This window comes from Micromonospora musae (assembly GCF_003626635.1).
Classification (GTDB): domain Bacteria; phylum Actinomycetota; class Actinomycetes; order Mycobacteriales; family Micromonosporaceae; genus Micromonospora; species Micromonospora musae.
This window is the reverse complement of record NZ_RAZT01000007.1, coordinates 163,582-190,140: the sequence shown is the minus strand read 5'-3', so window position 1 is coordinate 190,140 and position 26,559 is coordinate 163,582. Positions and strand designations below refer to the sequence as shown.

21 protein-coding genes and 1 tRNA gene are annotated in these 26,559 nt (G+C 71.7%); 7 read left to right on the top strand and 15 right to left on the bottom strand.

Going from position 1 to position 26,559, the window contains the following annotated elements; translation table 11 throughout:
• Positions 1–34: 34 nt before the first annotated feature.
• A complete protein-coding gene (locus D7044_RS15445) occupies positions 35–1,213 on the bottom strand; it encodes a low temperature requirement protein A (RefSeq protein ID WP_120689346.1) in 1,179 nt (392 codons plus the stop codon).
• Positions 1,214–1,397: 184 nt separating this feature from the next.
• Between D7044_RS15445 and D7044_RS15440 the strand changes: the two genes are divergently transcribed.
• On the top strand, positions 1,398–2,765 hold the full coding sequence (locus tag D7044_RS15440) for an FAD-dependent monooxygenase (protein ID WP_158610010.1): 1,368 nt from the start codon (positions 1,398–1,400) through the stop codon (positions 2,763–2,765).
• Positions 2,766–2,780: 15 nt separating this feature from the next.
• On the opposite strand, the gene D7044_RS15435 is transcribed toward D7044_RS15440, so the two are convergent.
• On the bottom strand, positions 2,781–3,371 hold the full coding sequence (locus D7044_RS15435; RefSeq protein ID WP_120689344.1) for an HAD family hydrolase: 591 nt from the start codon (positions 3,369–3,371) through the stop codon (positions 2,781–2,783).
• 274 nt (positions 3,372–3,645) lie between these two features.
• Here D7044_RS15435 and D7044_RS15430 point away from each other — a divergent pair, with 274 nt between their 5' ends.
• Both D7044_RS15430 and D7044_RS15425 read left to right on the top strand, forming a co-directional pair.
• A complete protein-coding gene (locus D7044_RS15430) occupies positions 3,646–4,869 on the top strand; it encodes a hypothetical protein (protein WP_147434672.1) in 1,224 nt (407 codons plus the stop codon).
• A gap of 231 nt (positions 4,870–5,100) precedes the next feature.
• Complete coding sequence (locus tag D7044_RS15425; protein ID WP_120673666.1) at positions 5,101–5,370, top strand: hypothetical protein; 270 nt, start codon at positions 5,101–5,103, stop codon at positions 5,368–5,370.
• Between the two features lie 395 nt (positions 5,371–5,765).
• Here D7044_RS15425 and D7044_RS15420 read toward each other — a convergent pair whose 3' ends face one another.
• Positions 5,766–6,275 carry a hypothetical protein gene (locus D7044_RS15420; RefSeq protein ID WP_120689343.1) on the bottom strand — a complete coding sequence of 170 codons (510 nt, stop codon included), beginning with the start codon at positions 6,273–6,275 and terminating at the stop codon, positions 5,766–5,768.
• Between the two features lie 175 nt (positions 6,276–6,450).
• A tRNA-Thr gene (locus D7044_RS15415) sits at positions 6,451–6,524 on the bottom strand.
• Between the two features lie 144 nt (positions 6,525–6,668).
• Here D7044_RS15415 and D7044_RS15410 point away from each other — a divergent pair.
• A complete protein-coding gene (locus D7044_RS15410; RefSeq protein WP_233564998.1) occupies positions 6,669–8,528 on the top strand; it encodes a metallophosphoesterase family protein in 1,860 nt (619 codons plus the stop codon).
• Between the two features lie 145 nt (positions 8,529–8,673).
• Here D7044_RS15410 and D7044_RS15405 read toward each other — a convergent pair whose 3' ends face one another.
• The 6 genes from D7044_RS15405 to tmk all read right to left on the bottom strand — a co-directional run bounded on the left by D7044_RS15405 (position 8,674) and on the right by tmk (position 14,852).
• Positions 8,674–9,513: a PSP1 domain-containing protein gene (locus tag D7044_RS15405; RefSeq protein WP_120673668.1), complete on the bottom strand. Its 840-nt coding sequence runs from the start codon at positions 9,511–9,513 to the stop codon at positions 8,674–8,676.
• 287 nt (positions 9,514–9,800) lie between these two features.
• Positions 9,801–10,487, bottom strand: a complete 687-nt coding sequence (locus D7044_RS15400; protein WP_120673975.1) for a hypothetical protein — start codon at positions 10,485–10,487, stop codon at positions 9,801–9,803.
• Positions 10,487–10,792: a hypothetical protein gene (locus tag D7044_RS15395; RefSeq protein WP_120673669.1), complete on the bottom strand. Its 306-nt coding sequence runs from the start codon at positions 10,790–10,792 to the stop codon at positions 10,487–10,489. Before D7044_RS15395 ends, D7044_RS15400 begins: the two co-directional genes overlap by 1 nt.
• A 1-nt stretch (position 10,793) precedes the next feature.
• Complete coding sequence (locus D7044_RS15390) at positions 10,794–11,123, bottom strand: YbaB/EbfC family nucleoid-associated protein (RefSeq protein ID WP_120673670.1); 330 nt, start codon at positions 11,121–11,123, stop codon at positions 10,794–10,796.
• Between the two features lie 145 nt (positions 11,124–11,268).
• Entirely contained in the window at positions 11,269–12,528 is a 1,260-nt protein-coding gene (locus tag D7044_RS15385; RefSeq protein WP_120689342.1) for a DNA polymerase III subunit delta', read from the bottom strand.
• The gene (gene tmk / locus D7044_RS15380; RefSeq protein ID WP_267901612.1) at positions 12,528–14,852 is read right to left on the bottom strand and encodes a dTMP kinase; all 2,325 of its coding nucleotides are present in this window, start codon (positions 14,850–14,852) and stop codon (positions 12,528–12,530) included. Before tmk ends, D7044_RS15385 begins: the two co-directional genes overlap by 1 nt.
• Before the next feature lie 147 nt (positions 14,853–14,999).
• Between tmk and D7044_RS15375 the strand changes: the two genes are divergently transcribed.
• Entirely contained in the window at positions 15,000–16,208 is a 1,209-nt protein-coding gene (locus D7044_RS15375) for an amino acid deaminase/aldolase (RefSeq protein WP_120689341.1), read from the top strand.
• 128 nt (positions 16,209–16,336) lie between these two features.
• On the opposite strand, the gene D7044_RS15370 is transcribed toward D7044_RS15375, so the two are convergent.
• Positions 16,337–16,912 carry a TetR family transcriptional regulator gene (locus D7044_RS15370; RefSeq protein ID WP_120673673.1) on the bottom strand — a complete coding sequence of 192 codons (576 nt, stop codon included), beginning with the start codon at positions 16,910–16,912 and terminating at the stop codon, positions 16,337–16,339.
• Positions 16,913–17,137: 225 nt separating this feature from the next.
• Between D7044_RS15370 and D7044_RS15365 the strand changes: the two genes are divergently transcribed.
• Both D7044_RS15365 and D7044_RS15360 read left to right on the top strand, forming a co-directional pair.
• Positions 17,138–18,451, top strand: coding sequence for a D-arabinono-1,4-lactone oxidase (locus D7044_RS15365; RefSeq protein WP_120689340.1), 1,314 nt, complete (start codon positions 17,138–17,140; stop codon positions 18,449–18,451).
• A gap of 109 nt (positions 18,452–18,560) precedes the next feature.
• On the top strand, positions 18,561–19,571 hold the full coding sequence (locus tag D7044_RS15360; protein ID WP_233562885.1) for a DUF559 domain-containing protein: 1,011 nt from the start codon (positions 18,561–18,563) through the stop codon (positions 19,569–19,571).
• Positions 19,572–19,632: 61 nt separating this feature from the next.
• Here D7044_RS15360 and topA read toward each other — a convergent pair whose 3' ends face one another.
• The 4 genes from topA to D7044_RS15340 all read right to left on the bottom strand — a co-directional run bounded on the left by topA (position 19,633) and on the right by D7044_RS15340 (position 26,552).
• Positions 19,633–22,464, bottom strand: coding sequence for a type I DNA topoisomerase (gene topA / locus D7044_RS15355; RefSeq protein ID WP_120673675.1), 2,832 nt, complete (start codon positions 22,462–22,464; stop codon positions 19,633–19,635).
• 298 nt (positions 22,465–22,762) lie between these two features.
• Positions 22,763–23,419, bottom strand: coding sequence for a hypothetical protein (locus D7044_RS15350; protein ID WP_233564997.1), 657 nt, complete (start codon positions 23,417–23,419; stop codon positions 22,763–22,765).
• 137 nt (positions 23,420–23,556) lie between these two features.
• A complete protein-coding gene (locus D7044_RS15345) occupies positions 23,557–24,099 on the bottom strand; it encodes a hypothetical protein (protein ID WP_120689339.1) in 543 nt (180 codons plus the stop codon).
• Positions 24,100–24,191: 92 nt separating this feature from the next.
• A complete protein-coding gene (locus tag D7044_RS15340) occupies positions 24,192–26,552 on the bottom strand; it encodes a sodium-translocating pyrophosphatase (RefSeq protein WP_120673678.1) in 2,361 nt (786 codons plus the stop codon).
• Between the last annotated feature and the right edge of the window lie 7 nt (positions 26,553–26,559).

Here is a 26,559-nt window from a genome sequence, read left to right as displayed (position 1 = left end):
GCCTGGGCCTTCCTCGCATCCGGCGCCCGGCCGGCTACAGCGGTGGCGCCGGCAGCTCGGCCGGGCGTCCTCGGGCGCGGATCCCGTCGGTCACCGCGATCCAGGCCAGGACGAGAGCGGGCACCACGGCGACCAGCAACCGCGGCAGGAACATCATCGCCGGTGAGCCGACGACCAGCAGGCCCGCCCCGATCACGCGATTCCGGGACACCCGGCCGAAGACCGCGTACTCGAACATGCCCCGCCCGACGAGGAAGAGCGTGGGTCCGCCGAGGATGACGGCGACCAACGCCGGCTGCACGTGCCCGAACGGGTGCTCGATGACGAGCTCCACGGCGATGGCGCTGGGCACGATTCCGCCGACCATCAGCAGGTGGGAGTAGAGCGCCCAGATGCTGGCCCGGACGGGGTCGCCGGCGGCTCCGATCGCCACCGCCAGCAGGCTTCCGGCCCGGTGGAGGTAGATCCGCCACAGCAGCGCCGTGGTGACGAACGCGACCACGACCGCCGCGATCTGCCCGGACCCGAACTCGCTCCCGCTGAACGTCAGCCCGGTGACCAGGACGAGCTCACCGAGCCCGACGATGAAGAGCTGCCGGTGACGTTCGGCCAGGTGCTCGCCGGAGATCGCGAACTCGGGCCGCATGTACGCCCGCCCCAGCCCGGGTGTCGGCAGGCCGAATGCGAGGGCAGCGCACTCCAGACCCACCGCCGACGCCCACAACACGTCACGCGCCACCCCGTGCGTGAACGCACCCACGATCCACGGCACCGAGGCCACGCAGTGCCAGAAGAGCACCCGCACGAAGGCCCGCCACGCCTCGTGGCCACGCAGCAGGAAGACCACGAGGACGGCAGGGCAGACCTGGGTGACGACCCACGTACCCGCGAAGAAGGCGCCCTTCCCGTCGAACGCCTCGGGGGCCGCGGCGGCCATCAGCAGGGTGCCGAACATGGTCGCGAGAACCAGCAGCTGCACCACCGGGTGCTGCGGATCCAACCGGTCGGTCAGCCCCGACGTGGCGGTCCAGACCATCCAGAGGGCGAGCAGCAGCACCAGCGTGTGGAAGGCGCCGTGCCAGCTCAGGTTCTTGACCAGACCGGCGGCGAGGGCGGCGAGCGTGAAGACGAAGACCAGGTCGAAGAAGAGTTCCAGGAAGGCGGCCCGAGGCGCCTCCGGTCGTCGCAGCAGCGCGGCTGCCCCACTCGTCATCGACCCGCCCGTTTCTGCCTGATCTGGCCGCCTTTCCGGCAGTCGTACCACACGGCGGTGCTCATGAAATGTGAATGAGCGGCGGCGGGTCGAACCCGGCCGAGCGGCGAGGAACGGCCGCCTCTCCGGGCCGTCTCCCCGCGCCGGCCTTGCCAACGGGCGCGCCGGCGGCGAGATTCGATTCGTGGACGCGGATGTGCTGATCGCCGGATGTGGACCCGTCGGAGCCGTACTCGCCGCGCTGCTCGGCGGCCGGGGCGTCCGGGTCGCCGTCGTGGACCCGGCAGCCGACGCCGGCTCCCCGTCGCACCCGCACCCGCGCGCGGCGGTCCTCGACGCGCACACCCAGCGGATCCTCCGCCGCATCGACGGCCTGGCCGGCTGGGAGGACTGGGCGGTGCCGTTGCGCCGCTCGCAACTGCTCGCTCCGGACCGCCGCCCCCTGCTGACGCTGCGCCTGCCCGACGGCGTCCCGGCCGGCGTCATGCTCGACCAACCGCGCCTCGAGCGGGCGCTACGCGACCGGCTGGCGCGGACACAGACGGTCCGGCTGTACGCGGGGCGGTCGGTGACGGCGCTCCAGCAGTCCGCCGACCGGGTCACCGTCACCCTCGACGACGGCTCGTCGTTGACCGCAGCCTGGCTCGTCGGCTGCGACGGGGCGTCGAGCACCGTGCGGGGCCTGATCGGAGTCGGCTACGACGGCGTCAGCTACCCGGAGCCGTGGCTGGTCGTCGACGCCCGCACCGACGAGCCCGGCACCGGCGAGCCGACCTTCTCCTACGTACTCGACCCCGCTCGGCCCATGGTGGCGTTCGAACGACCGGGTGCCCGGAGGTGGGAGTGGATGCTGCTGCCGGGCGAGGATCCGGCCGGCATGACAGCGCGGGCCGACGAACTGATCCGACCCTGGGCCGACCCCGCGGCGCTCCGCGTCGAGCGGGCCGCCGTCTTCACCTTCCACGCCCGTACGGCGTCGGCGTGGCGCCGTGGCCGGGTACTGCTCGCCGGCGACGCCGCGCACTCGATGCCGCCCTTCACCGGCCAGGGCCTCGGCGCCGGCCTGCGCGACGTCGCGACCCTCTCCTGGCTGCTGACCGACGCGCCCGCCGACCTCGACAGGTACGAACGCGAGCGGCGGCCGGCTGTGACGCGGATGACCCGGACCGCGCTCCGCACCGGCCGGATCGTGCTCGGCCGCAACCATCTCGCCGCCGCCGCCCTGCGCGGCGTCGTACGGACCGCCGGGCTGCTCCCGGGCCTCGACGCGCGCGTCGCCACCGCTGCCGCGGCGCCCGAGCGGCTCCCCGACGGCACCCGGCAGCTGCCCGACACCCCGCTCGTCGTCGACGGTCGACGGACCACCCTCGACGCGTTGCTGGGTAACCGGTGGGGCGTGCTCTCCGGCGGTGCGGGCATCCTCGATCCCGAGACCCGGGCGTGGCTCACCGCGCGCGACGCCGTCTTCGCCGACGTGGACGGGTTCGCGCAAGGGCAGGTGACGATCGTTCGCCCCGACCGCTTCATCGCGACCGGAGTCCCGCTCGGCTGACCGCCCGTCGCGGGCCTACCGCAGCCGTGGGTCCGGCACCCGTACCGACGCCATGCCCGCCGCGGTCGCGGCCTGGATGCCCATGTCGGTGTCCTCGAAGACGAGACAGTCCTGCGGGGCGACACCGAGGAGCTCGGCCGCCCGCAGGAACGCCTCCGGGTCCGGCTTCGCCCGCGCGTAGTCGCCGGCACAGACGAACACGTCGAACCGGTCGAGGAGGCCGAGCGCGCCGAGGGAGGCGGTGACCGACTCGCGGGTGCTGCCCGAGACGACCGCGAACGGGACCCGCCGGTGCGACTCGACGATGTGTTCGAGGACGCCCGGCACGGCGGTGACCTTCGGCAGCAGTTCCAGGTAGAGATCCTCCCGACGTCGGGCGACGACCTCCACCGGCATGGCCAGGCCGTGCTGGTCGTTGAGGTCCACGATGATGTCCGCGACGGGACGGCCGCCCCACGCGTAGAAGAGGTCCTCCGGTAGCTCGCAGCCCCACTCCTGGAGGGCCTGCTGCCAGGCGACGTGATGCAGCGGCATGGAGTCGGCGATGGTGCCGTCGCAGTCGAAGAGGTACGCCCGGTACTCACCGGCAGGCAGGGGCAGGATCACCCGTAGCAGGGTAGACGGCTTCGCGCTCGCCGGATTCGCAACTCGGCTCGGGGCTACACATTTCGCGCTTGTTCCCGGCCGCCTCCACCGCTTGGTCCTGGCTCTGACCGGTCAGATTTCTGACTGTGGACGGGGTGGCCCGACCTCGGCCGCCAGTCGTGTTCGAAACTGTCCTGGATCTCCGTAAAGCCCGAAAATTCTCGGGGCGCGACGAGCCTCGGCTCGCCGCTACGATGCATCCTCCTGGGCACGTCGCACCGGGCGGAGGGCGCGGATGCTTGCAGCCAAGAGAACGGTGAGGACAAAGACGACCATCTGGCGCTACAAATTGTGGCGTTACAGGCTCACCACGGTGGGGCTGGTTCTAGCCTCGTTCGGCTTGGCGACATCTCTGGGAGACCCGTCCCGGCCAGTCAGCGTGGTCGCCGGCCTTGCCGGCGCTACTCTCTCCCTGATGGAGATCCGAGCCAACCGCCGCCGCTCGAGAGAGGTACGGTTCCAGCCGAGAAAGGGCGACACCTACCGGGATGTGATCAGTCATTCAGCCGACCTCGGACCAAGCGTGGAGAGCGCGCGCGACGTGGGTATTCTGCTGTCCCGCGAAAACATCGAACTGCGAAAGCGCCCCATCCGGGCCATTGTCCGGACTCCCGATTACAGGCTTCCACGTGATCTGAGGACATGGTCGCTCGACTACCTGAATTACCGCGCGAAGACCGGAAGGATCTATAACGACAGCGTGCTCTGTCTGGCGTCGGACATTCTGAGCGACGACGTCGTCAAGCTGAGAGCAGGACGCTACTTCGACTTCATGTGCAGCAACCTCCTCGCTCCACTGGACATCTGGGAGGTCGGGCGAAAGAGCCCTGCCCTTCGTGGGCGGGACCTCATCCTCGACGCTGAAGGCCGGCTGGTTCCCTTCAAGCGCAGTCGCCTTGCGAACCATATCGGCGTGTCGACGCTGGCTCTCACCACTGACGGGCAGTTGCTCCTCGTCGCGCAGACGGACGACAACATCGGCAGTCCTGGCTTGCTGGCTCCATCCGGTTCAGGGGCACTCGAGCCCAGGGACGTACCCCGCGACACGGACGACTACACGATCCAGCAGGTCGTGATCAACGGGGCCGAGCGCGAGTTGCGGGAAGAGTGCCACCTGACCGCACGGGAAATAGAAGAGAGTTCTCTCGTCGGCCACGGTAGGTGGGTCAGCCGGGGAGCGATGCCGGAGTTCTGCGCCGTAACCCTTCTTAACCTTTCGGGCGATCAGATGCTCGACCGGTCACCACGGCGGGTAGAGCAGTCGTACGTCCATGAATTCATGCCAGTCAGCCTCGCCCCGCTACGGCTTTGGGATCCCAACCGACCGCTAGAGATGCTGCCGCATCATCGGCAGGCGGTTTCCTGGCCCCTCGCACTCGGGCTCGCTTGTCTAGCGGAGTGCATCAAGGACGAGTCGTGGTCGCTGCGCAAGGCCGTGTTGGCGCGACTGGAGGGGTAGTCCGCTTCGCGCACAGCGTCGACCTACGCATTACGAGATCAAGATGCCCGTCCCGCCGAACTGCGCATCTGGCGGTCTAGCAGCGGAAACGCCTCTCGACATCTCACACCACTCCCCCGCCGTCCGTCGACCCTCTTGCGGACCAGATGCGGACTGCTCGCCTGCTGTCGACCAGCGTCGGTCGCTGCTCTCCGTCGAGTGGGCGCGGCCCGAGCCAGCTACGGTCGTCGCGTGAACGTGGTCAACGTGGTTCAGAAGTTCGGGGCGGACGACTTCCTCGAACGTTCCTGGGAGTTGCCTTCGGAAATGATCGAGCCGCTACGAGAGCACGTCAACGTCGGAGAAGATGGCTGGATCATCGATGCATGGCCCATGACGAAGCAGATCGCGGCCATCGTTCAGCCACGGGTGACCGAGCACATCGATGTCGCCTCAGGTGCCTGGTTCGTTGAATCGTGGTGCGGCCCTGAACAAGTACAGCTTCCCTGCCTCAGCCTCTAGCCTGCTAGCGGATCCCCCATGACACACCGCAGGCCCCTGCCTTGCAAAGATCAAGACTGCTGTCGGCCCGCGTCGCCTACTGCCGCTGATCTGCTCGACCTGTCGGCTGTCGCCGCTCATCACCTATGACTGACGGCCGGCTTGGCTGTACGGATGGCTGTACGGTCGCCATGGATCACCGAAGGCAACGGGGAGCGAGGATGGCCGACCCAGCTCGTGCGGTCGCTTTGGCGGCGTTGTCAGACCTGTGGGATCAGGGATGTCCCATCGCCTCACCCGATGACCGCGAGCGCCTCGTTGACGTCGGCCTACGCCGGTTGCGCAGCTTCCATCGACGGCACCCTCGTATTCGTCAGCCATCGCACGAGGCCAGGATTCGCGACCTGGTGCGCGGGTTAGTCGAGGCAGTCGAGCCGGAACCGCGGTTCGGCCTGGCGCCAGATGCTGATGAATTCTGACCGGGCGACGCTCAGCCGCATTTCCTCACCAACCGGCGGTGCCCACGGTGGCGGCTCACCCCACTCAGATCGAGGTCGAGTGCTGAAGGTGAACAGCACGGCAGACTGGCTCATCTCCACGGACATGTCCAGGTGGTCGAAGGTGTCCCCAAGGTGTAGCCGGCCCCGCCCCCGCTTGCTGCGGTGTTCGGCGATCTGGCACAGGCGGGAGAGATTCGCAATGTGCGGGTACAACGCAGTTGTGCTGGCGTCTCCGATCGGGATGCCCTCGATGTAGAGCTGGAACACGCCGAACCTCTTGTCGCGGCTAGTCGGCGTGAACTCCACCCGAAACGTGTCAGCGGTGCCTGCGCCCACCGTTGGAAAGAGCGACTCGCGGTCGTCGTCGTTCGTTCGAGCCATCGGGCGGATGTTACGGGTTGCGTCGTCAACCTGCAGATGGGCCACGGCCTGCCGTGTACGCCGGCCTCTTCGGTGACGACCTGGACGCGGTCGCCAACCGGCTGGACGAGGCGGTCGCCGCGCGGGATGCGGACTATTTGCGGACTGGCACGGCCGGCGGCGAGGTTGTCGACCTTGGAAAACGGCGAAGCCCAGGCCGATGACCTGGGCTTCCATACCGAGCCGCCTGACGGAATCGAACCGTCGACCTACGCATTACGAGTGCGTCGCTCTAGCCGACTGAGCTAAGGCGGCAACGATCGCCAAGTGTACGGCACCGGCCCGCCCCGGCCGAATCCGATACCCCGCTCGTCGCCTCGCCGTCACAACCCGGGCAAGGAGCGCGAAAGGGTCGTTGGCCGGACAGCGCTCCCGTTGTGGCCGGACTACGCTGCGGCGGTGACTGACGATCACGCCCGCCCCGACGACTCGGATCTTCCCCTCCACGGCCGGCGGGACGCCGCCGGCGCCGACGACCGGAGCGCCGGTAAGCAGAGCCCCGGTGAGCAGGACGCTGTTGAGCAGAGTTCCGGTGAGCGGACCGCCGCAGCACCGGCCGCCGGGGAGCCGGCCGGGGAGCGGGCGGCCCGCCGCCCCCGGACCACCGATCCGCTGGAGCTGGGCTTCACCCCGCGCAAGCCCGTCCCGTGGCTCGCGCCGTTCCTGCTGATCAGCACCGGTATCCGTACGCTCCTCGCGATGCTCTTCGGCGCGTACCTGGACAAGCGGGAGCTGCAGAACTCCCTGGAGTCCCGCATCGAACGGCAGGTCGGGCCGGACGGTGGGCTCTGGCTGGACTACGTGGCGGACCTTGGCGACGGCTTCAACGCCACCTACTCGGTCGCGTACCTGCTCGCCCAGCCGGAGCTGGAGGTCGACGGGCATCGGCTGCCGCGCGCGCAGACGCTCGTGATGGGCGGCGACCAGGTCTACCCGTCGGCGGCCTTCGAGGCGTACGAGGACCGGTGCAAGGGCCCCTACCAGGCCGCCCTGCCCATCACCCCGCCCGAGCAGCCCACCCTCTTCGCGGTTCCCGGCAACCACGACTGGTACGACGGGTTGACGGCGTTCCTGCGGCTCTTCGTCCGCTCCCGCGATCGGCACTTCGGCGGGTGGGGCACCGGCCAGTCCCGGTCGTACTTCGCGGTCGAGCTGCCCGGCGACTGGTGGCTGCTGGGCCTGGACGACCAGTCCGGCTCGTACCTGGACGACCCGCAGCTCGCCTACTTCGACGCGGTGGCGCAGAAGCTGGGCCCGCAGCACCGGGTGATCCTGGCGGTGCCGGCGCCGACCTGGGTCAAGGCCGCCGACCACCCCACGGCGTACGACTCGATCGACTACTTCATCCGTACGATCGTCGCGCCGACCGGGGCTCAGGTACGGCTGCTGATCTCCGGCGACCTGCACCACTACGCCCGGTACGCCGGCCCGGACCGGCAGCTCGTCACCTGCGGCAGCGGCGGCGCGTACCTCTACCCGACGCACAAGCTGCCCGAGCGGATCGAGGTGCCCCCGAAGGACACCCTGGCGCGGCGGGCCAGTGTCTCCCGCCCGTACGAGCTGGCGGCGCGCTACCCCGAGGCGGCCCGCAGCCGCCGGTACGGCTGGGGGGTCTTCCCCCGGCTGCCGCTGCGCAACCCGGGCTTCACCACCCTGCTCGGCACCCTGCACACCCTGCTGATGCTCGCCATGTCCGGCGTGGCGGCGAACCGGGTCGGTACGACCGAGCAGCGGCTGTTCAGTGTGCCGCTGGTGCTGATGCTGCTGGTGACGCTGCTCGGGGCCGCGTTCTTCGCGAAGCCGCCGAGCGCCAGCGGCAAACGGCACGCCCGGCACTGGATCCTCGGCGTCGGGCACGGGCTGGCCCACCTGGCGTTGGGCGCGGGCGGCACGTGGGTCTGGCTGCAGCTGCCCTTCGCCGACTGGCCGTGGCCGCTGCCGGTGGTCGCCGCCGCGGTGGTCTACGGCCCGATCAGCGGGCTGGTGGCCAGCCAGCTGGTGGCGGCGTACCTGCTGATCGCCGGGGCGTTCGGGGTGAACCTCAACGAGCTCTTCGCCGGTCAGGGCATCGAGGACTCGAAGGCGTTCCTGCGGATCCGGATCGACCCGGACGGCGCGCTCACCATCTATCCGATCGCCGTGGACCGGGTCGCCCGCGACTGGCAGGTGAACCCCGACGAGACCCCCACGGCCTCCTGGCTCACCCCGAAGACCCCCCTGACCCCCCGCCTGGCCGAACCCCCCATCCACATCCCCTAACCCACCCACCCACCCACCGGCCCCCCGCTCCCACTCCCACCCCCCCGTTGATCAAGAGCTTTGCGTCATGCAGGAACCGGATTCTGACGCAAAGCTCTTGATCAACGGGGGAGCCGCCGACGGGGGAGAAGCCGGCGGCGGGGGGCTAAATGGTGTAGTGCTGGTCGTGGGCCTGGCGGGGGGCGCAGACCGACGCGCGGGAGCAGGAGCAGCGGGAGCCGTCGGCGTCCAGCCGGACCGTCACCGAGTCGCGCGGAACGCTGTGGCCCACCACCCGACCGTCACCCTCCGGTGTGGAGACCCGCGCGCCGACCGCCGGCGCCGATTCCTGGAACCGCTGGTACAGCGGGTGCTCGTACTTCAGGCAGCACATCAGTCGTCCGCACGCCCCGGAGATGCGCAGCGGATTGAGCGGCAGATCCTGGTCCTTCGCCATCCGGATGGTGACCGGCTCGAAGTCGGTGAGGAAGGTCGCGCAGCAGAGGTCCCGCCCGCAGGAGCCGATTCCCCCCTGCACCCGGGCCGAGTCCCGGGCCGAGAGCTGGCGCAGCTCCACCCGGCAGTGCAGGGTCGCCCCGAGATCGCGGACCAGCGAGCGGAAGTCCACCCGGTGCGGGGCGGTGAAGTAGACGGTGGTGCGCTCCCCGCCCGCCTCGGCGGAGCCGAGCACATGGTCGACGGCCACCACCTTCATCGGCAGCCCGTGCGCCCGGATCAGCCGCTTCGCGGCCACCTTCGCCTCGGCCTTGCGGCGGCGCAGCGCCTCGTCACGGCGGAGGTCGTCCTCGCCGGCCACCCCGGCCAGCTTGGGGAAGCCGTCCGTCTCCTCGCTGACCCACTGCGCGGCCCAGACGCACTCCGCCACCTCGGGCCCGTCGTCCGTGGGCACCAGCACCTTGTCACCGACCTGCGGGCGCAGCTCGCCCGGGTCGAGGTAGTAGAGCCGCCCGTACCGGTTGAAACTGACCGCGCAGAGCATGCCCATGCCCCCACCCTACGACGAACCGGCGCCCCGCGTCGGGGCCACCGTCGCCGCCCGGCTACACCGTGCAGTCATCCACCGCCGTCGAATCGAATGAATCGACGCCCAACCCGTCGTGCCGTTGACCCTCGCCCGGACGGTTGAATCCGCGCCACGACGGGCGACAAACGACCGGCGGGCGCGTTGAGTGGAGACCAGACCTGCGGGGGGTGCAGGGGGAAGACCACGGCGTCGCCGACGGCAGCGGGCTCGGCCCGATGCCCGAACGCGACGCCGTGGACTGTCCGGGGTCACCACCCGACGCGGGTGGTCCCGTCGTAGCGGGGGCGGCCCACCACCGAGGGACGCCACGTCGACTCGGCGAGACTCGGCCCCCACTGCCGCAGCAGCGTCTCCGCCCCGTCGTACGCGACGCAGAGCACCGCCAGCACCCGCGCGGCGATCTCCGCCGCCTCCATGACGCGCGGACCGGCGGAACCCGGTCGGGCTGCCGCCCCGCTCAGCACGGAGGTCGCGGCGACCACCGCCACCGCCTCGGCCGAGCGGAGCACGTCGGCCAGCGCCCGGGCCAGCGCGAGCCGGCTGCCCTCGATCCAGTCGGCGAGCGCGTCGGCGTAGCCGGCCGTGGACTCCAGCCGCCCGACGAGGCTCTCCGGCCCCTCGTCGAGGTGGTGCAGGAGCGCCGCCCGCGACTGCCCGTACGCCTCGGCGGCCGACCCGGACCAGAGCACCGGATCGGTCAGCGTGGTGGAGACGTCGTCGTAGCCGCGTACCAGCCGTCGCACCCCGTGACCCGCATCGGCGAGCGGCGCGGGGCGCAGTTCCAGGAAGTGGCGTACCGCCTCGCCGGGGAGCACCTGCATCCGGCGCAGCAGAGGCCAGACCCGATGCTCCTCGGGAGCGCCGGCGGCGAGCAGCGTGTCCACCCGGCGCAGCAGGTCGAGCCCCGGTTCGGCGAGGCGGTCCAGGGCGTCCATCACGCCTCCCCGGCCAGCCGCCGCCGGACCCCCCGGTCGACGTCGACGTAGTGGTCGGCGGCCTCGCGTACGGCTGACGCGGCGGCGGTGAGCCGCCCGGCGGCCACCCGGGCCTCCCGGGACCGGCTGTCGGTGGCCGCCGTCCACTGCCGGTGCAACGCCCGGCCGATCTCGCCCGGCCGACCCGGCGCGTCGGCACCGAACGCGGCCTGCGGCGGGTCGTTCGCGGTGACGGTGTGGGAGAGCGTGGTGAGGGCGGCGGTGGCCTCGTCGAGGCGGGCGGCCAGAGCGCGCAGAGCGTCCATCTCAGGCCCCCGCGAGCGGCCGGTAGGCGGCGAAGGTCTCGTTGTGCAGCTTCTCCCGGGCCCACTCGGCCGCGTCCGCAGCGGCGGTGACGGCGGCCTGCACCGAGTTGGCGACGTCACGGGGGTTGCGGGCGTGCAGCGGACCGAGGAAGCGGACGTCGGTGATCCGGCCACCGGCGGTCACCACGACCTCGACCAGCCCGTCGGGCGAGCGCACGGTGACCTCCACGGTCGACACCGCCTGGTCGAACTCGGCCTGGAGTGACTCGATGCGCCGATAGCGGCGCACCGCCTCCTCGATCCAAGCCTCGTCGATCTCCCCCCGTGGCATCGGCGGACCCCTCCCCCGGCTCATCCTCACTGAGCGTGGCTTCCCCGTCACCACGGCATTCCCGGGACCGTACCGCATGGAAATCGCACCTGTCGATGCCCTGTGGACGAGCGGTCCGGCGGGCGGGATCGGTGCCGGCTGCCGGTCAGCCCTTCCAGAGGGCGAGCATCATGGCCTCGACCGCGATCCGGGGCTTCACGTTCGCCTCGATGGCGGTGCGGCAGGCGAGCACCGCCTCCAGCCGGCGCAGCGCCCCCTCGGCGTCCCACTTCTGCGCGGCCGCGGCGGCCACCTCGGCGGTGTCGGTGTGCACCGGCGCGACCGACGCGCGCAGCGCCATGGTGAGCGCGTCCCGGTAGAAGCCGGCCAGGTCGACCAGCGCCCGGTCCAGCGCGTCCCGCTGGGCCCGGGTCGCCCGCGACTTCTGGCGCTTCTCCAGCTCCTTGAGCTGCCCGGCGGAGCCCCGGATGGCGCCGGCCGCGCCCCGGCCGGTACCGCCCGCGCCGAGCGCCGTCTCCAGGGCCGCCCGCTCGGCGGCGTCGGCCTCCGCCACGGACGCCTCGGCCTCCGCCTCGGCGGCGTCGATCAACGCGGACGCCGCGTCGAACGCCGCACCGACCGCGGTGAGCCGGCGCGGGACCGCCAGCACGGCGTCGCGCCGCTTGCGGGCCTCCGGGTCGCGGGCCAGCCGCCGGGCCCGGCCCACGTGCCCCTGGGCGGCGGCCGCCGCCCACTGGGCCACGTCCGGGGCGACACCGTCCCGGCGGACCAGCACCTCGGCCACCGCGGCGGGCGACGGCTGCCGCAGCGGTACGACCCGACACCGCGACCGGATCGTCACCGAGACGTCGTCCGGGTGGGTGGACGGAGCGCAGAGCAGGAAGACCGTACGCGGGGGCGGCTCCTCGATCGCTTTGAGCAGCGCGTTGCCGGCCGCCTCGGTGAGCCGGTCGGCGTCCTCGATGATCACCACCTGCCAGCGCCCGCCGGACGGGGTGCTGGCGGCCCGCAGCACGAGCGCCCGCATCTCGCCGACGCCGATGGAGAGCCCCTCCGGCACCACCAGCCGGACGTCCGCGTGGGTGCCCGCCATCGTGGTGTGGCAGCCGGGGCACTCGCCGCAGCCCGTGCCGTACGCGCACTGCAGGGCGGCCGCGAAGGCGCGCGCCGCGACCGAACGCCCGGAGCCGGGCGGCCCGGTGAAGATCCAGGCGTGGGTCATTCCGGCGCCCGGGTCGGCGGCGGGGGCGGCCCCGTCGGCCGGGGTGCCGCCGTCGACGGCCCCCGCCGGCACGAGCGTCCGCTCGGCGCCGTGCCGCAGCACGGCGGCCGCCGCCGCGGCGGCCCGGCGCAGCGTGCCGACCGCCTCGTCCTGGCCGACCAGGTCGGCGAAGACGTCCGGCATCAGGTCCGTTGCTCCATCGTCACCAGCTCCTCGTCGGATAACTCCGGCTGCACCGAGGTGTCCGGCCCCTGCGCCCGGCGCGGGTGCACGATCCCGGCCGGGTCGCCGAGCAGCTCGTCGATCCGCTGCGCCACCAGCCCGGCGATCTCCTTCAGCGGCCGGCCGGCGTCGAGCACCAGGTAACGCTTCGGGTCGGCGGCGGCGAGGTCGAGGAACGCGTACCGGACCCGCTCGTGGAAGGCGACGGACTCGGCCTCCAGCCGGTCGGCGGACTCGCCGCGCGCCGCCACCCGGGAGAGCCCGGTGCGCGGGTCGACGTCGAGCAGCACCACCAGGTCCGGCTTGAGCCCTCCGGTGGCCCAGGAGGAGAGCCAGGAGACCTCGTCGACCGGGAGCGTGCGGCCCGCCCCCTGGTAGGCCAGGGAGGAGTCGACGTACCGGTCGCTGATCACCACCCCGCCCCGGGTCAGCGCCGGGCGGACCACCGTGGCCACGTGGTGGGCGCGGTCGGCGGCGTAGAGCAGCGCCTCGGCGCGCGGCGACGGGGCCTCGCCCTCGGTGGTGTCGAGCAGCAGCGACCGGATCCGCTCACCCACCGGGGTGGCGCCCGGCTCGCGGGTGACCACCACGTCGCGGCCCTGCGTGCGCAGCCGGTCGGCGAGGAGGGCGAGCTGGGTGGACTTGCCGGCGCCCTCGCCGCCCTCGAAGACCACGAAGAGCCCGTTGGAGACGAACGGCTCGGCGGGCATGAGCGGACGACCCCGGATCGAGCCCCAGAGGTCGGCCAGGACGGGTACGCCCTTCTTGTCATCCATCTGCCCGAACGCGCTGATGCCGGCGAAGATGCCGGCCGCACCGGCGGCGAGCAGCAGCAGCCGGGTGGAGGAGATCGAGAGGCCCAGGTCGGCGATCTCCAGCTTGCGGGAGCCGCCGACACCGGCGAGCAGGCTGCTCAGCGCGATCGCCAGGATGAGCACCAGCCGGGTACCGATCTGCACGACCGCGAAGACCCGTCCGCGTACCTCGTCGGCGATCTCCCCGCCGAGCAGCGTGGTGCCGGCCAGGAAGGCCATCCCCGCGCCGGCGCCGACCAGGATCGCGCCGACGATCGCCATCGACAGGTGGATGGCGAAGGCGAGGGTCATCACCGCCGCGCTGGCCAGCACGATGCTCATGCCGAACCAACGGCGCCGGGACATCTCCTTGACGATCATCGGGCCGAGCCCGATACCGAGCGCCAGGCCGATGAAGATGGCGCCGAAGAGCAGGAAGAAGGCGGCGTCACCGGCGCCGAGCGAGTTGGCGAAGAAGCGGGCGGTGCCGATCACGATGCCGCCACCGGCGAACGCGCCGAAGATGCCGAGCACCAGGCCCCGGACCAGCCGGGTCTGGGAGATGAACCGCCAGCCCTCGACGAACTGCCGGGTCATGCTCTGCTCGGCGTGCTCGTGCTTGCCACCCCGGGTCTGGCTGATCTCCTTGATCCCGAACGCCACCACCACGGCGGTGGCGAGCCGGGAGAAGGAGTTGAACCAGAGCGCCAGCTGGGCGGGCTCCGCCCAGCCGGGGACCTCACCGCCGGTCGCCGCCCGCACGCTGCGGTCGAGCCCCGCGATGGCGAGCGCCGCGAAGACCGGGGTCAGGCCGTACGTGGTGATGAGGGTGAGCTGGTTGGCCGTCTCCAGCCGGGCGCGCGGGATCAGGTTGGGTACCGCGGCCTCCTTGGCCGGGATCCACATCAGGGTGATCGACTCGATCAGGAAGGTCGCGATCGCCGCCCAGGTGACCACCAGGCCGCCGCTGGCCCCGGTGAGGGCGTACAGCGGGATCGAGGCGAAGAGCACGAAGCGCAGCAGGTCGCAGATGACCATGGTCCAGCGCCTGTCGAACCGGTCGGCGAAGACGCCGGCGAGCGGCCCGAGCACCAGCGCCGGCAGCAGCCGTACGGCGATCACCCCACCGAACGCGGCACCCTGCGCCGTGCTGCCCTGCACCTGCGCGGCGGCGAAGACGGAGGTGGCCAGGAGGCCGAGCCAGTCGCCGAAGGAGGCGACGCCGAGCACGAGCCAGAGCCGGCGGAACGGCCGGATACGCAGCACCGAGCGGATCGCGCTGTAGCCGGATCGGTCGGTCTGGGGCGGGGTGCCCGGTTGGCTCGCGGCACCGGCGACCTGCCCCTCGGCGCTGCCGAGCGGAGCGGTGGGACTCTCGGCCGGGCCCTGCGGGCCGTCGGGCTGGCTGGCGGACGGCGACACGCCGGGCGACTCGCCGTTGTTCTGGCTTTCGATGGCCGTACCTCCACGTGCCGGCCCATCGCTGGGCATCCCCGGTGGAACACTCTAGACCCGGTGGGCAGCGGTCCCACCCTGACATTCTCCTGCTCGCCGAGCCTAGGCCGCCGGGGGTATCACCCGCAGCCGGGCGTACGCGAGGCTATTTCGCATTGACCGTCGGACAGTTAGCGTGCACACGTGGCCATCGAAAGCGACAAACTTCGCGAGCGCCTGGAACGGGCGACCGCCCACCTGGATCCGCCGTACGCCGTGGTCGACCTGGCCGCCTTCGACGCCAACGCGGTCGAGCTGGTCGGCCTCGCCGCCGGCAAGCCGATCCGGCTCGCCAGCAAGTCGGTACGCAGCCGCGAGTTGATCGCGCGAGCCCTGGCCCGGCCGGGCTGGCGGGGCGTGATGGCGTTCACCCTGCCCGAGGCAATCTGGCTGGTCCGGGCCGGTCTCAGCGACGACGTGCTGGTGGCGTACCCGAGCGCCGACCGGGGCGCGCTGGCCGCGCTGACCGCCGACCCCGACCTCGCCGCGGCGATCACCTTGATGATCGACAGCACCGACCAGCTCGACCTGGTCGACGACGTGCGTTCCGCCGACCGCCGACCCGATCTTCGGGTCTGCCTCGAACTGGACGCCTCCTGGCGGCCGATGGGCGGGCGGGTGCACGTCGGCGTGCGGCGCTCCCCGCTGCACGGCGCGGCGGCGGCCGGCGCGTTCGCCGCCACGGTCGCCGGGCGCGCCGGGTTCCGGCTGGTCGGCCTCATGGCGTACGAGGCGCAGATCGCCGGCCTCGGCGACACGCCGCCCGGGCAGGCGCTGCTCGGCCAGGCGATCCGCCTCGCCAAGCGCGGCTCGTACCGGGAACTGCTCGCCCGCCGGGGCGCGGCGGTGGCGGCCGTACGCGAGCACGCCGACCTGGAGTTCGTCAACGGCGGCGGCACCGGGAGCGTGGCCGCGACCAGCGCCGACCCCGCGGTCACCGAGGTCACCGCGGGATCGGGTCTCTACGGTCCGACGCTCTTCGACGCGTACCGCGCCTGGCGCCCCACCCCGGCGGCCTACTTCGCCTGCTCGGTGGTGCGTCGACCGGCACCCGGCCTGGTCACCGTGCTCGGCGGCGGCTGGATCGCCTCCGGTCCGGCCGCGGCCAGCCGACTGCCCCGTCCGGTCCTACCGGCCGGCCTGAAAATGCTCGGCGCCGAGGGCGCGGGCGAGGTGCAGACGCCGCTCGCCGGCGCCGCGGCTGCCGCGCTCCGCGTCGGCGACCGGGTGTGGTTCCGGCACGCCAAGGCCGGTGAGCTCGGCGAACACGTCAACGAGCTGCACCTGGTCGACGGGGACACGGTCGTCGCGACGGTGCCCACCTACCGGGGCGAGGGGCACGCCTTCCTCTGACGCGGCTCAGCACGCCGGGTCGTGCGCCGCGCGTGCGGGATCCGCCGCACGCGCGGTCGAGCCGGCAGGACGGCACGGCCGCCCGGTCGGCCACGTCGGTCCGGGACCGATCGGGCCGACCGGGCGGTTCAGCCGGCCCGGGCGCCGTCGGTCGCGGCGTCGACCTGCCGGTGCAGGTACTCCCGGATCAGTGCCTTCGCCTCGGCCAGCACCCGGTCGTCCCCCTCGGTGGTACGACGGAACGCGAGCTTGATGAGCGCGTCGGCCGTCTCCACGGCGACTTCCAGGTGGAAGCGGAGCTCGGGGACGTCGGTGAGCCCGAAGCGCTCGGTGAGCACCCGGGCCAACTGGTCCGCGATCACCCCGTTGTTGTCCCGCTGCTCATCGAGCAGGTGCAGGTCGACCACGTCGCCGAAGTGCAGGGTACGGAAGCCCGGAACGGTGCGGTGCATCGTGATGTACTCGTCGATGCTCGCGTCGACGCCGTCCCACCAGTGGGTCAGGTCGTCCGAGGCGAACCGCTCGTCGAGCCGCTGGAGGTAGGACTCCATCGTGCGCAGGGTCAGCGCCTGCACGATTGCCCGCTTGTCCGGGAAGAACTGGTAAACCGACCCGATCGCCACCTCGGCACGCTCGGCGAGCAAGGTCGTGGTCAGCCCCTCGTACCCCACCTCGTCGACGAGTTCGGCGCAGGCGTCCAGCATCCGCTGGACTCGCGCGACACTTCGACCCTGCACCGGTACGCGCCGCAGCGGCCCGGTCGTGGCAGCTGGTGTGGACACTCGGCGCCACCCCCCTTCGACGGATGAACATATCTGCACGTCACTAGATCGTGACTACCGGTACAACGAGCGGACCTCAGTTGCGGTATTTACCAGCGACAACGTTCCTGATATGAAGTCACTTCATATTCACATCGAGGAGCGCGCATGGCCGGCACCGCACCGTCCACCGTCCCCTGGTCCAACTGGGCCGGCAACCAACGCGGTGCCGCCATCATCCTGCGCCCCGGCTCCGTGGCAGACGTCGTCGATACCGTTCTCGCCACCCGGGACGCCGGCGGACGGCTCCGGGTGGCGGGCAGCGGCCACTCGTTCACCCCGATCGCCCTCGCCGACGACCGGCGGCTGGAGCTGTCGGCGCTGGACACCGGCGTACGGGTGGACGCCGAGCGGCGGCTCGTCACCGTGCCCGCGGGAATGACGCTGCACGCTTTGAACGACCTGCTCGCCCGGCACGGCCTCGCGCTGCCCAACCTCGGCGACATCGACGCGCAGACCGTCGCCGGGGCGATCTCCACGGGAACCCACGGCACCGGCGCCGGGTACGGCTGCCTCGCCACCTTCGTCGAGGCGATCACCCTGGTCACCGGCGCCGGCGAGGTGCTGCACTGCTCGGCCGAGGAGAACCCGGACGTCCTCGCCGCCGCCCGGGTCTCGCTCGGTGCGCTCGGCGTACTGGTCGAGGTGACGCTGCGCGTCGTGGACGCGTTCGTGCTGCACGCGCACGAGCGACCGGCGCCCCTGGACGACGTACTGGCCAGGCTGCCGGAACTCGTCGAGGCGCACGACCACGTCGAGTTCTACTGGTTCCCGTACACGGCCAGGGTGCAGGTCAAGGCGAACGACCGGGTGCCCGCCGACGATCGGCCGCTGTCGCGGCTGCGCGGCTGGCTGGACGACGAGTTCCTCTCCAACACCGTCTTCGCGGGCGCCTGCCGGGTCGGCCGGGCCGTGCCGGCCCTCGCCCCGACGATCTCCGCGATCTCCGCGCGGGCCCTCACCGAGCGCCGCTACACCGGGCGATCCGACGCCGTCTTCTGCACCTCGCGCCGGGTCCGCTTCGTGGAGATGGAGTACGGGTTGCCCCGTGCCGCACTCGGCGAGGCGCTCCACGCGCTGCGGCGGATCGTCGACGGGCTGCCGTTCAAGGTGCTCTTCCCGGTCGAGGTGCGCTTCACCGCCGCCGACGACATCTGGCTCTCCCACGGGTACGGCCGCGACTCCGCCTACGTCGCCATCCACCAGTACGTCGGCATGCCGTACGAGCCGTACTTCACCGCCTTCGAACGCGTCGCCGAAGAGCTGGGCGGCCGGCCACACTGGGGCAAACTGCACTGGCGCGACGCGGAGTCGCTCGCTCCCGCGTACCCCCGCTGGGCCGACTTCCGCGCCGTCCGCGACCGCCTCGACCCCGACCGGGTCTTCACCAATCCCCACCTGACCCGCGTCCTGGGCGCCTAACCCCGCATTCTTGGAACGAAGACGCCCCTATCGCGGCAGATTCGCACCAAGATCCACGCGCTGTCCACAGGGGCCCAGGCAGGTCGGGGGATTACGGCATGGTGGGGAGGTGGAGGGGCGTGAGCTACCGGGACAGGGCCGAGGTCGATGGGGCCGAAGCGGGTGGGCGGCGCTGCGCCGAGCTCTGCCGGCGGACGACGCCGATGACCTGACCTGGCTGCTGTTCCACCAGGATGATGTGATCCGCCTCGACCAGGCGCGCTGCCACCTTTCGCCGAGCGCGATCCGGCACCGGGTCGATACAGGTCGCTGGCGGCAGGTGCACCGCGCCATCTACGTCACCCACAGCGGTCCGGTCGGTCCCGAGCAGTTCCGGTGGATCGCCGTGCTCGCCGCAGGACCGGCCGCACTGCTCGGAGGGCTCAGCGCGGCACAGGCATGGGGTCTGCGCCGGTACGAGAGCGGGACCGTGCACCTGCTGACACCTGCCACGCACCGGGCCCGCTCGCTGCCCTCCGGCGTCCGCCTGCACCGCACCACCGTGCTGAGCGAGGAGGATGTCCTCCAGGTGGGGCTGCCGCCCCGCACTCTGCCGACGCGTTCATTGGTGGACGCCGCTCAATGGGCGGCCTCCGACGAGGAGGCCCGCGCGATCGTCGCCGCGGGTTTCCAGCAACGGCTGGTCGCCGGCGATGATCTCCACCGGGTCCTCGACCGGCTGCCACGCGCCCGCCGTCGTCGGCTCATCATGCGGACGGCATCGGACGCCGGCGGCGGCGCCCACTCCCTGGCCGAACTGGATTTCCTCGGGCTCGTCCGGCGGGCCGGCCTGCCCGAGCCGTCGCGTCAGGTGGTCAGGTACGACTCGGCCGGACGGCGCAGATACCTCGATGCCTGGTTCGAAGAGTGGCGTGTCCACGTCGAGATCGACGGCGGACAACATCACGACCCGCGCGCCGCGTGGGCCGACATGCGCCGGCAGAACGACCTCTGGCTCGACGGTGACCGCGTGCTCCGCTTTCCGGCGTGGGCGATCCGTGCGCAACCCGAGGAGGTCATCCGCCAGATTCGAGCCGCGCTTCGCGCCGCCGGCTGGCCCGACCTGCCCCGACACGAGTGATCTTGGCACGAATCCGCCGCGATAGGGACACATTCGCACCAAGATCTGCTCGGGTCTGGGGTCAGTCGGTGGGGGTGGTGGCCTTGCGGGGGGCCGCCTTCTTGGCGGGGGTGGCCTTGGCGGTCGCGGTCTTCTTCGCCGCCGTCGACTTGGTGGCCGCCGCGGTCTTCTTCGCCGCGGTGGTCTTCTTCGCCGCCGTCGTCTTCTTCGCCGTGGTCTTCTTGGCGGCCGCCTTCTTGCGCGGCGCCGGGCCCTTCGCCCGCTTCTCGGCGAGCATCTGGGAGGCCTCCTCGAGGCTGAGCGCCTCAGGCGTCTGCCCGCGCCGCAGCGACGCGTTGACCTCCCCGTCGGTCACGTACGGGCCGAACCGGCCGTCCTTGATGACCAGCAGCTTCTCGGTCGCCGGGTCCGCCCCCATTTCACGCAGCGGAGGCGCGGCGGCCCGCCGCTGGCGCGTCTTCGGGGCGGCCAGCAGGGCCAGCGCCTCGTCCAGCGTGACGGTGAACATCTTGTCCTCGGAGTCCAGCGACCGGAACTCCTCGCCCTGCTTGACGTACGGGCCGTAGCGGCCGTTGTTGGCGAAGACCTCGACGCCGTCCGGGGCGACGCCGACCAGACGGGGCAGGCTGAGCAGCTTCAACGCCTCGTCGAAGGTGAGCGAGTCGGGCGTCTGCGAGCGCAGCAGCGACGACTTGCGCTCGCCGCTGGCCACGTACGGGCCGAACCGGCCGGACTTGAGCAGGATCGGCTCGCCGGTGGACGGGTCGTCGCCGAGCTTGCGCTCACCGCCGCCACCGAGGAAGAGCTCGTGCACCTTCTCCGGGGTCAGCTCGTCCGGCGCCAGGCCCTCGGGGATCGGCGCCCGGTCCCCGTGCGCGGTGCCCTCCTCGCCCTCCGCAGGTGCGACCGCCTCCTCGCCCGGAGTTCGCCGCTCGAGGTACGGGCCGTACCGGCCGACCCGGACGACCACGTCGCGGCCCTCGTCGTCGGCGAAGAGCGGTATCGAGTTGACGCTACGGGCGTCGATCTCGCTGAGGTTCTCGGTGACCAGCTTCTTCAGGCCGCCCGCGTGGGCGATCGTCTGGTCGCCGGTGCCGTTGGTGCCGCCGAAGTAGAACGAGGTGAGGAAGTCGACGGCGGCGTGGTCTCCGCCGGCGATCTCGTCCAGCTCGTTCTCCATGCTGGCGGTGAAGTCGTAGTCGATGAGGCGCGGGTAGTGCCGCTCCATCAGCCCGATCACCGCGAACGCCAGAAAGGTCGGGATCATCGCCTGGCCGCGCTTGTTGACGTAGCCGCGATCCTGGATGGTCTGCATGATCGACGCGTACGTCGACGGGCGCCCGATGCCCAGCTCCTCCAGCGCCTTGACCAGCGAGGCCTCGGTGTAGCGGGCCGGCGGCTGGGTGTGGTGCCCCTGCGCGGCCAGCTCGTCGGCGGTCAGCGCCTGGTCCTTGACCAGGGTCGGCAGGCGACGCTCGGCATCCTCGGCCTCGGCGTTCTCGTCGTCGCTCGACTCGACGTACGCCCGCAGGAAGCCCGGGTCGGTGATGGTCTTACCGGTCGCGCCGAAGTCGGCTTCCTCGCCGGTGTTGGAGAGGGCACGGATCCGCACCGACACGCTGGAGCCGACCGCGTCGGTCATCTGCGAGGCGATGGTGCGTCGCCAGATCAGCTCGTAGAGCTTGAACTCCTCGGCCGACAGCTCCTTGGCCACCTCGCCCGGGGTGCGGAAGTTGTCGCCCGCGGGGCGGATCGCCTCGTGCGCCTCCTGGGCGTTCTTCACCTTGCCGGTGTAGCGACGCGGCTCCGGCGGCACGCTGCGCTCGCCGTAGAGCTCGACGATCTGCCGACGGGCCGCCGTGATGGCGGTCTCCGACAGGTTCACCGAGTCGGTACGCATATAGGTGATGTAGCCGTTCTCGTAGAGCCGCTGCGCGGTGCGCATCGTCTGCTGGGACGAGAACCGCATCTTGCGGGCTGCCTCCTGCTGGAGCGTGGAGGTGATGAACGGCGCGTACGGGCGGCGGCGGTAGGGCTTCTCCTCGACCCGGGTGACCGTGAACGGGCGGTCCTGCAGCCGGGCCGCCAGGCCCCGGGCGCCGCTCTCGTCCAGGTGCACCACGCCCGCGCCGGGCTTGACCCGGCCGGTGGTCGGCTCGAAGTCCTTACCGGTGGCGATCCGGTCGCCGTTGAGGGCGATCAGCGTGGCGTGGAACGTACGGGGGCCCTCGCCGGCGTTCGCCACCGCGAGCGTGGCCAGGATGTCCCAGTACTCGGCGGTGCGGAACGCCATCCGCTGCCGCTCCCGCTCGACCACGATCCGGGTCGCCACCGACTGCACCCGGCCCGCCGAGAGCTTCGGCATGACCTTCTTCCACAGCACGGGAGAGACCTCGTAGCCGTAGAGGCGGTCGAGGATGCGCCGGGCCTCCTGCGCGTCGACCAGGTCGCGGTCGATCTCGCGCGGGTTCGCCACCGCCGCCTGGATGGCCGGCTTGGTGATCTCGTGGAAGACCATCCGCTTGACCGGCACCTTGGGCTTGAGCGTCTCCACCAGGTGCCAGGCGATCGCCTCGCCCTCGCGGTCCTCATCCGTGGCCAGGAAGATCTCGTCGACCTCCTTGGCCAGCTTGGTCAGCTTGCTGATCTGCTGCTTGCGGTCGGCCGAGACCACGTAGAGGGCGTGGAAGCCGTTGTCGACGTCCACCCCGAGCCGCGCCCACGGCTCGCCCTTGTACTTGGCCGGTACGTCGGCGGCGTTGCGCGGAAGGTCCCGGACATGGCCGAAGCTCGCCTCCACGACGTACCCCGGGCCGAGGTAGCCCGAGATCGTCTTGGCCTTCGCCGGTGACTCGACGATGACCAGACGGGTGGTTCCCGCGTTGCTCGGCACGTCTCTCCCTGACCTAACTCCTGCTCGTGACCGCTCGGTACCCGTTTCAGGCCGTGTTCGACCTGCCAGACCCCGGCGGTCCGGATGTCCAACGTAACGCGCCGTCCGCGTTTCGGGTTTCGCGGGCGGCAAACCACCCCGGCGTGGGGTGGATGTGCCGGACGGCGCCACCGTACACCGTGGGTAGGGCCCCGAGCGGGTCACTGTGATGATGGCGGGCCTTCGATCAAGGCCCCAACTGCCGGTTTTATTCCGATATCTTCGCGCCGCCTGTCCGCCACCGGACAGCCCGGTCCGGTCAGGGCCAGGCCGTGGGCGGGGTGGCGCTCGGACGATCCCCCACCAGCTCGGCGAGGCGGCGCAACCGGTGCCGGCCACTGATCAGGTACGCGGGCCCGCTCGCCCCGGAGTCGAGCAGCTCCCCGGCGAGGCCGACCGCCGCGAGCGCCGCGCCGACGGGTTCCCACCACTGCCGGTCCGCTGCGCCCAGGTGCAGCCGGCACCCGGGCGGGTCGACCTCACCCGCCGCCGCCAGCCAGAGCCGCAGCCGCCGCCCGTTGAGATGGAAACCGGCCGGCGGCCGCTTCGCCACCCCCCGTGTCCACGCCACCGCGAGCGGCTTGAGCGCCCGGGTGTACGAGGTGCGTACCGCGTGCCGCTCGTCCTCGGTCGGCTCCCAGCTCGCCGAGAGTCCCCGCTGGGCCAGCTCGGCCACCAGCACGTGCACCCGCCACGGCGCATCCACCACGATCGAGAGCCGGGCGGTGCCCCCCATCCGGACCACCTCGCCGGGACCGGCGAGCAGGCCGGCGAGGTCGGCCACGGCCGGCTCGACCGTCTCCGCGCCGAAGAAGACCAGTTGCCGCCCCGCCTCGTCGACGCTCCCGCGTGCGGGACGGGCCGCCGCACCTGCGGTGGCCGCCCGCCCGGGGTCCCCGTCGGCCGCAGCGGCCATCGGATCGCTCGCCCCGACGCCGGGACCGCCGGCAGCCCCCGCGGAGGGCGATCTCCGGCGGCGGCTCGGTGCTGCCGGTTCGGGCACCGGGAAGAGCGTCGGGAGCTGCTGCGCTCCCGACGGTTCGCCGAGCCCGTCTAGCGACACTCCGGCACCTCGTCGAAGGCTTGTCTCAACTCCTCCGAGTTGAGACGGCTCGTGTCCAGCGTGCTCGCGTCGTACTCCTTGTTGAGCGTCTCCACCGCGGCCCGCACGCCGTCGTAGAAGGTGGTGGGCTCGCCGGTGCTCAACCCTCCGACGGTGTCCGCCGCACGGCCGTAGGCGTCACGCATCTGCCCCAGGGCCGTGCGGAAGCCGACGGAGATCTCCTCGCCGTGCTCGGCCTCCGGCACACCGGCCTCCTCGACCTTCCGCCGGGCCGTCTCGCTCGCCTTCTCGGCCCCGTCGAAGAGACGGACCAGGTTCTCCTTCGCCTGCGCGGGAGTGGTCTGCGCCGTCATCTGCTGGTCGGTGCTGCTGGTCAGCCTGCTGATCTCCGACCGCCACGGGGCGAGCGCGGAGCAGACCGAGGACGCCCACGCCCGGGGGCTGGGACCGCCACCGCACCCGCCGGCCACCAGGACGAGCGTGGCCAGGACCACCGTGAGCTTTCCGGCGGCAGTCGCCCGGCACGTACGCATGCGTTGCAGCGTACGGCCTCCGTCGAACGCAGGCACCGTTCAGGTTTGCGTTCGGCCCCGGCCGGCGACGGACGCCGACCGGGGCCAGTCGATCAGGCCGGAACCGTCTCCGACCGCTGGTCGGCGCTGCCCGAGCCGGTGCCGTCGCCGGCGTCCGTGTCGGACATCGCCACCCCCTTGCGCTTGCTGACGAACACGGCCCCGACGATGACCAGCGCGGCCACCACCGCGATGGAGATCCGCAGGCCGGTGTTCTTGTCGTCACCGATGCTCCAGGCCACCACGGCCGGCGCGATCAGCAGCGAGACCAGGTTCATCACCTTGATCAGCGGGTTGATCGCGGGGCCGGCGGTGTCCTTGAACGGGTCGCCGACGGTGTCGCCGATGACGGTGGCGGCGTGCGACTCGGAGCCCTTGCCCCCGTACGCGCCGTCCTCGACCAGCTTCTTGGCGTTGTCCCAGGCGCCACCGGAGTTGGACAGGAAGACCGCCATCAGGGTGCCCGCCCCGATAGCGCCGGCCAGGTACGACGCGAGCGCCCCCGGGCCGAGGCCGAAGCCGACCGCGATCGGCGCGAGGATGGCGAGCAGGCCGGGGGTCATCAGCTCGCGCTGGGCGTCCCGGGTGCAGATGTCGACGACCTTGCCGTACTCCGGCCGCTGGGTGCGGTCCATGATGCCGGGCAGCTCACGGAACTGCCGGCGGACCTCCATGACGACCGCGCCGGCCGAGCGGGAGACCGCGTTGATGGCCAGCCCGGAGAAGAGGAAGACCACCGCCGCACCGATGATCAGGCCGACGAGGTTCCGCGGGTTCGCCACGTTCAGCGAGTTCAGGATCTCCGACCCGACGTCGCCCACTCCGGCGTCCGCGTACGCGGTGCGCAGCGTGTCGGTGTACGAGCCGAAGAGCGCGGTCGCCGCGAGCACAGCGGTGGCGATCGCGATGCCCTTGGTGATCGCCTTGGTGGTGTTGCCCACCGCGTCCAGCTCGGTCAGCGTCCGGGCGCCGTGCTCGTCGATGTCGCCGGACATCTCCGCCACGCCCTGGGCGTTGTCGGAGATCGGGCCGAAGGTGTCCATCGCGACGATCACGCCGACCGTGGTGAGCAGACCGGTGCCGGCCAGCGCCACCGCGAAGAGGGAGAGCGTGATGGAGCTGCCGCCGAGCAGGAAGGCGCCGAAGACGCCCGCGCCGATCAGCAGCGCCGAGTAGACCGCCGACTCCAGGCCGACGCTGATGCCGGCGAGGATGACGGTGGCCGGACCGGTCTGCGAGCTCTTGCCGATGTCCTGCACCGGGCGCTTGTTGGTCTCGGTGAAGTAGCCGGTGAGCGCCTGGATCGCGGCGGCCAGCACGATACCGATGACCACCGCGCCGATGGCGACCATCCGCGGGTTCTCGCTGACGTCGGTGAGGCCGCCCTCCAGCTCGGCGAAGGTCGCTGGCAGGTACGCGTACGCGGCGATCGCCACCAGCACCGCCGAGATCACCGCGGAGAGGTAGAAGGCCCGGTTGATCGCGGTCAGACCGTTGCGGTCGGAGGTGCGCAGCCGGGTGATGAAGACACCGATGATCGCGACGAGCACGCCGATCGTGGAGATGATCAGCGGGAAGACCAGCCCGTCCTCGCCGAACGCGGCCCGGCCGAGGATGAGCGCGGCGACCAGGGTCACCGCGTACGACTCGAAGAGGTCGGCGGCCATGCCGGCGCAGTCACCGACGTTGTCGCCCACGTTGTCGGCGATGGTCGCGGCGTTGCGCGGGTCGTCCTCGGGGATACCCTGCTCGACCTTGCCGACCAGGTCGGCGCCGACGTCGGCGGCCTTGGTGAAGATGCCACCGCCGACCCGCATGAACATGGCGAGCAGCGCGGCACCGAAGCCGAAGCCCTCCAGCACGGTCGGGGCGTCGCCGCGGAAGACCATGACGACCAGCGCCGCACCGAAGAGGCCGAGGCCGACGGTGAGGAAGCCGACCACGCCACCGGTCCGGAAGGCGATCTTCATGGCCGCCTCGCGGCCCCCCTGCCGCTCCCGGGCGGCGGCCGCGACCCGCAGGTTGGCGCGGGTGGCGAGCCACATGCCGGCGCCGCCGATGAACGCGCTGAAGAGCGCGCCGACCACGAAGAAGGCCGACCGGCCGATCTTCACGGCGAGCTCGCTGCCGTCGGTGTCGTGCACCGGCAGCAGGAAGAGCAGTACGACGGCGATGACGACGAAGATCGCCAGGGTGCGGAACTGCCGGAGCAGATACGCCGACGCGCCCTCCTGGACCGCGCCGGAGATCTCCTGCATGTTGGCGGTGCCCTTGCCGGCCGCCAGGACCGCCCTGGTCAGGGCGGCGGCGAAGACGAGCGCCACCAACGCGATCACCGCGGCGATGACGACGTACGTGACGTTGGCTCCGGTAAGGGAAAGCCCGCCGCCCTCGGCGGCCAAGGTCTCGGACATCTGTGTC

Coding starts and splice junctions, on each gene's coding strand:
- D7044_RS15390 (WP_120673670.1), bottom strand. CDS start 11,123: ATGCCACGGGGGGAGATCGACGAGGCTTGGATCGAGGAGGCGGTGCGC.
- tmk (WP_267901612.1), bottom strand. CDS start 14,852: ATGCCCAGCGATGGGCCGGCACGTGGAGGTACGGCCATCGAAAGCCAG.
- D7044_RS15445 (WP_120689346.1), bottom strand. CDS start 1,213: ATGACGAGTGGGGCAGCCGCGCTGCTGCGACGACCGGAGGCGCCTCGG.
- D7044_RS15340 (WP_120673678.1), bottom strand. CDS start 26,552: ATGTCCGAGACCTTGGCCGCCGAGGGCGGCGGGCTTTCCCTTACCGGA.
- D7044_RS15395 (WP_120673669.1), bottom strand. CDS start 10,792: ATGGACGCTCTGCGCGCTCTGGCCGCCCGCCTCGACGAGGCCACCGCC.
- D7044_RS15385 (WP_120689342.1), bottom strand. CDS start 12,528: ATGCCGGACGTCTTCGCCGACCTGGTCGGCCAGGACGAGGCGGTCGGC.
- D7044_RS15430 (WP_147434672.1), top strand. CDS start 3,646: ATGCTTGCAGCCAAGAGAACGGTGAGGACAAAGACGACCATCTGGCGC.
- D7044_RS15345 (WP_120689339.1), bottom strand. CDS start 24,099: ATGCGTACGTGCCGGGCGACTGCCGCCGGAAAGCTCACGGTGGTCCTG.
- D7044_RS15350 (WP_233564997.1), bottom strand. CDS start 23,419: ATGGCCGCTGCGGCCGACGGGGACCCCGGGCGGGCGGCCACCGCAGGT.
- D7044_RS15365 (WP_120689340.1), top strand. CDS start 17,138: ATGGCCGGCACCGCACCGTCCACCGTCCCCTGGTCCAACTGGGCCGGC.
- D7044_RS15405 (WP_120673668.1), bottom strand. CDS start 9,513: ATGGGCATGCTCTGCGCGGTCAGTTTCAACCGGTACGGGCGGCTCTAC.
- D7044_RS15400 (WP_120673975.1), bottom strand. CDS start 10,487: ATGGACGCCCTGGACCGCCTCGCCGAACCGGGGCTCGACCTGCTGCGC.
- D7044_RS15370 (WP_120673673.1), bottom strand. CDS start 16,912: ATGCTGGACGCCTGCGCCGAACTCGTCGACGAGGTGGGGTACGAGGGG.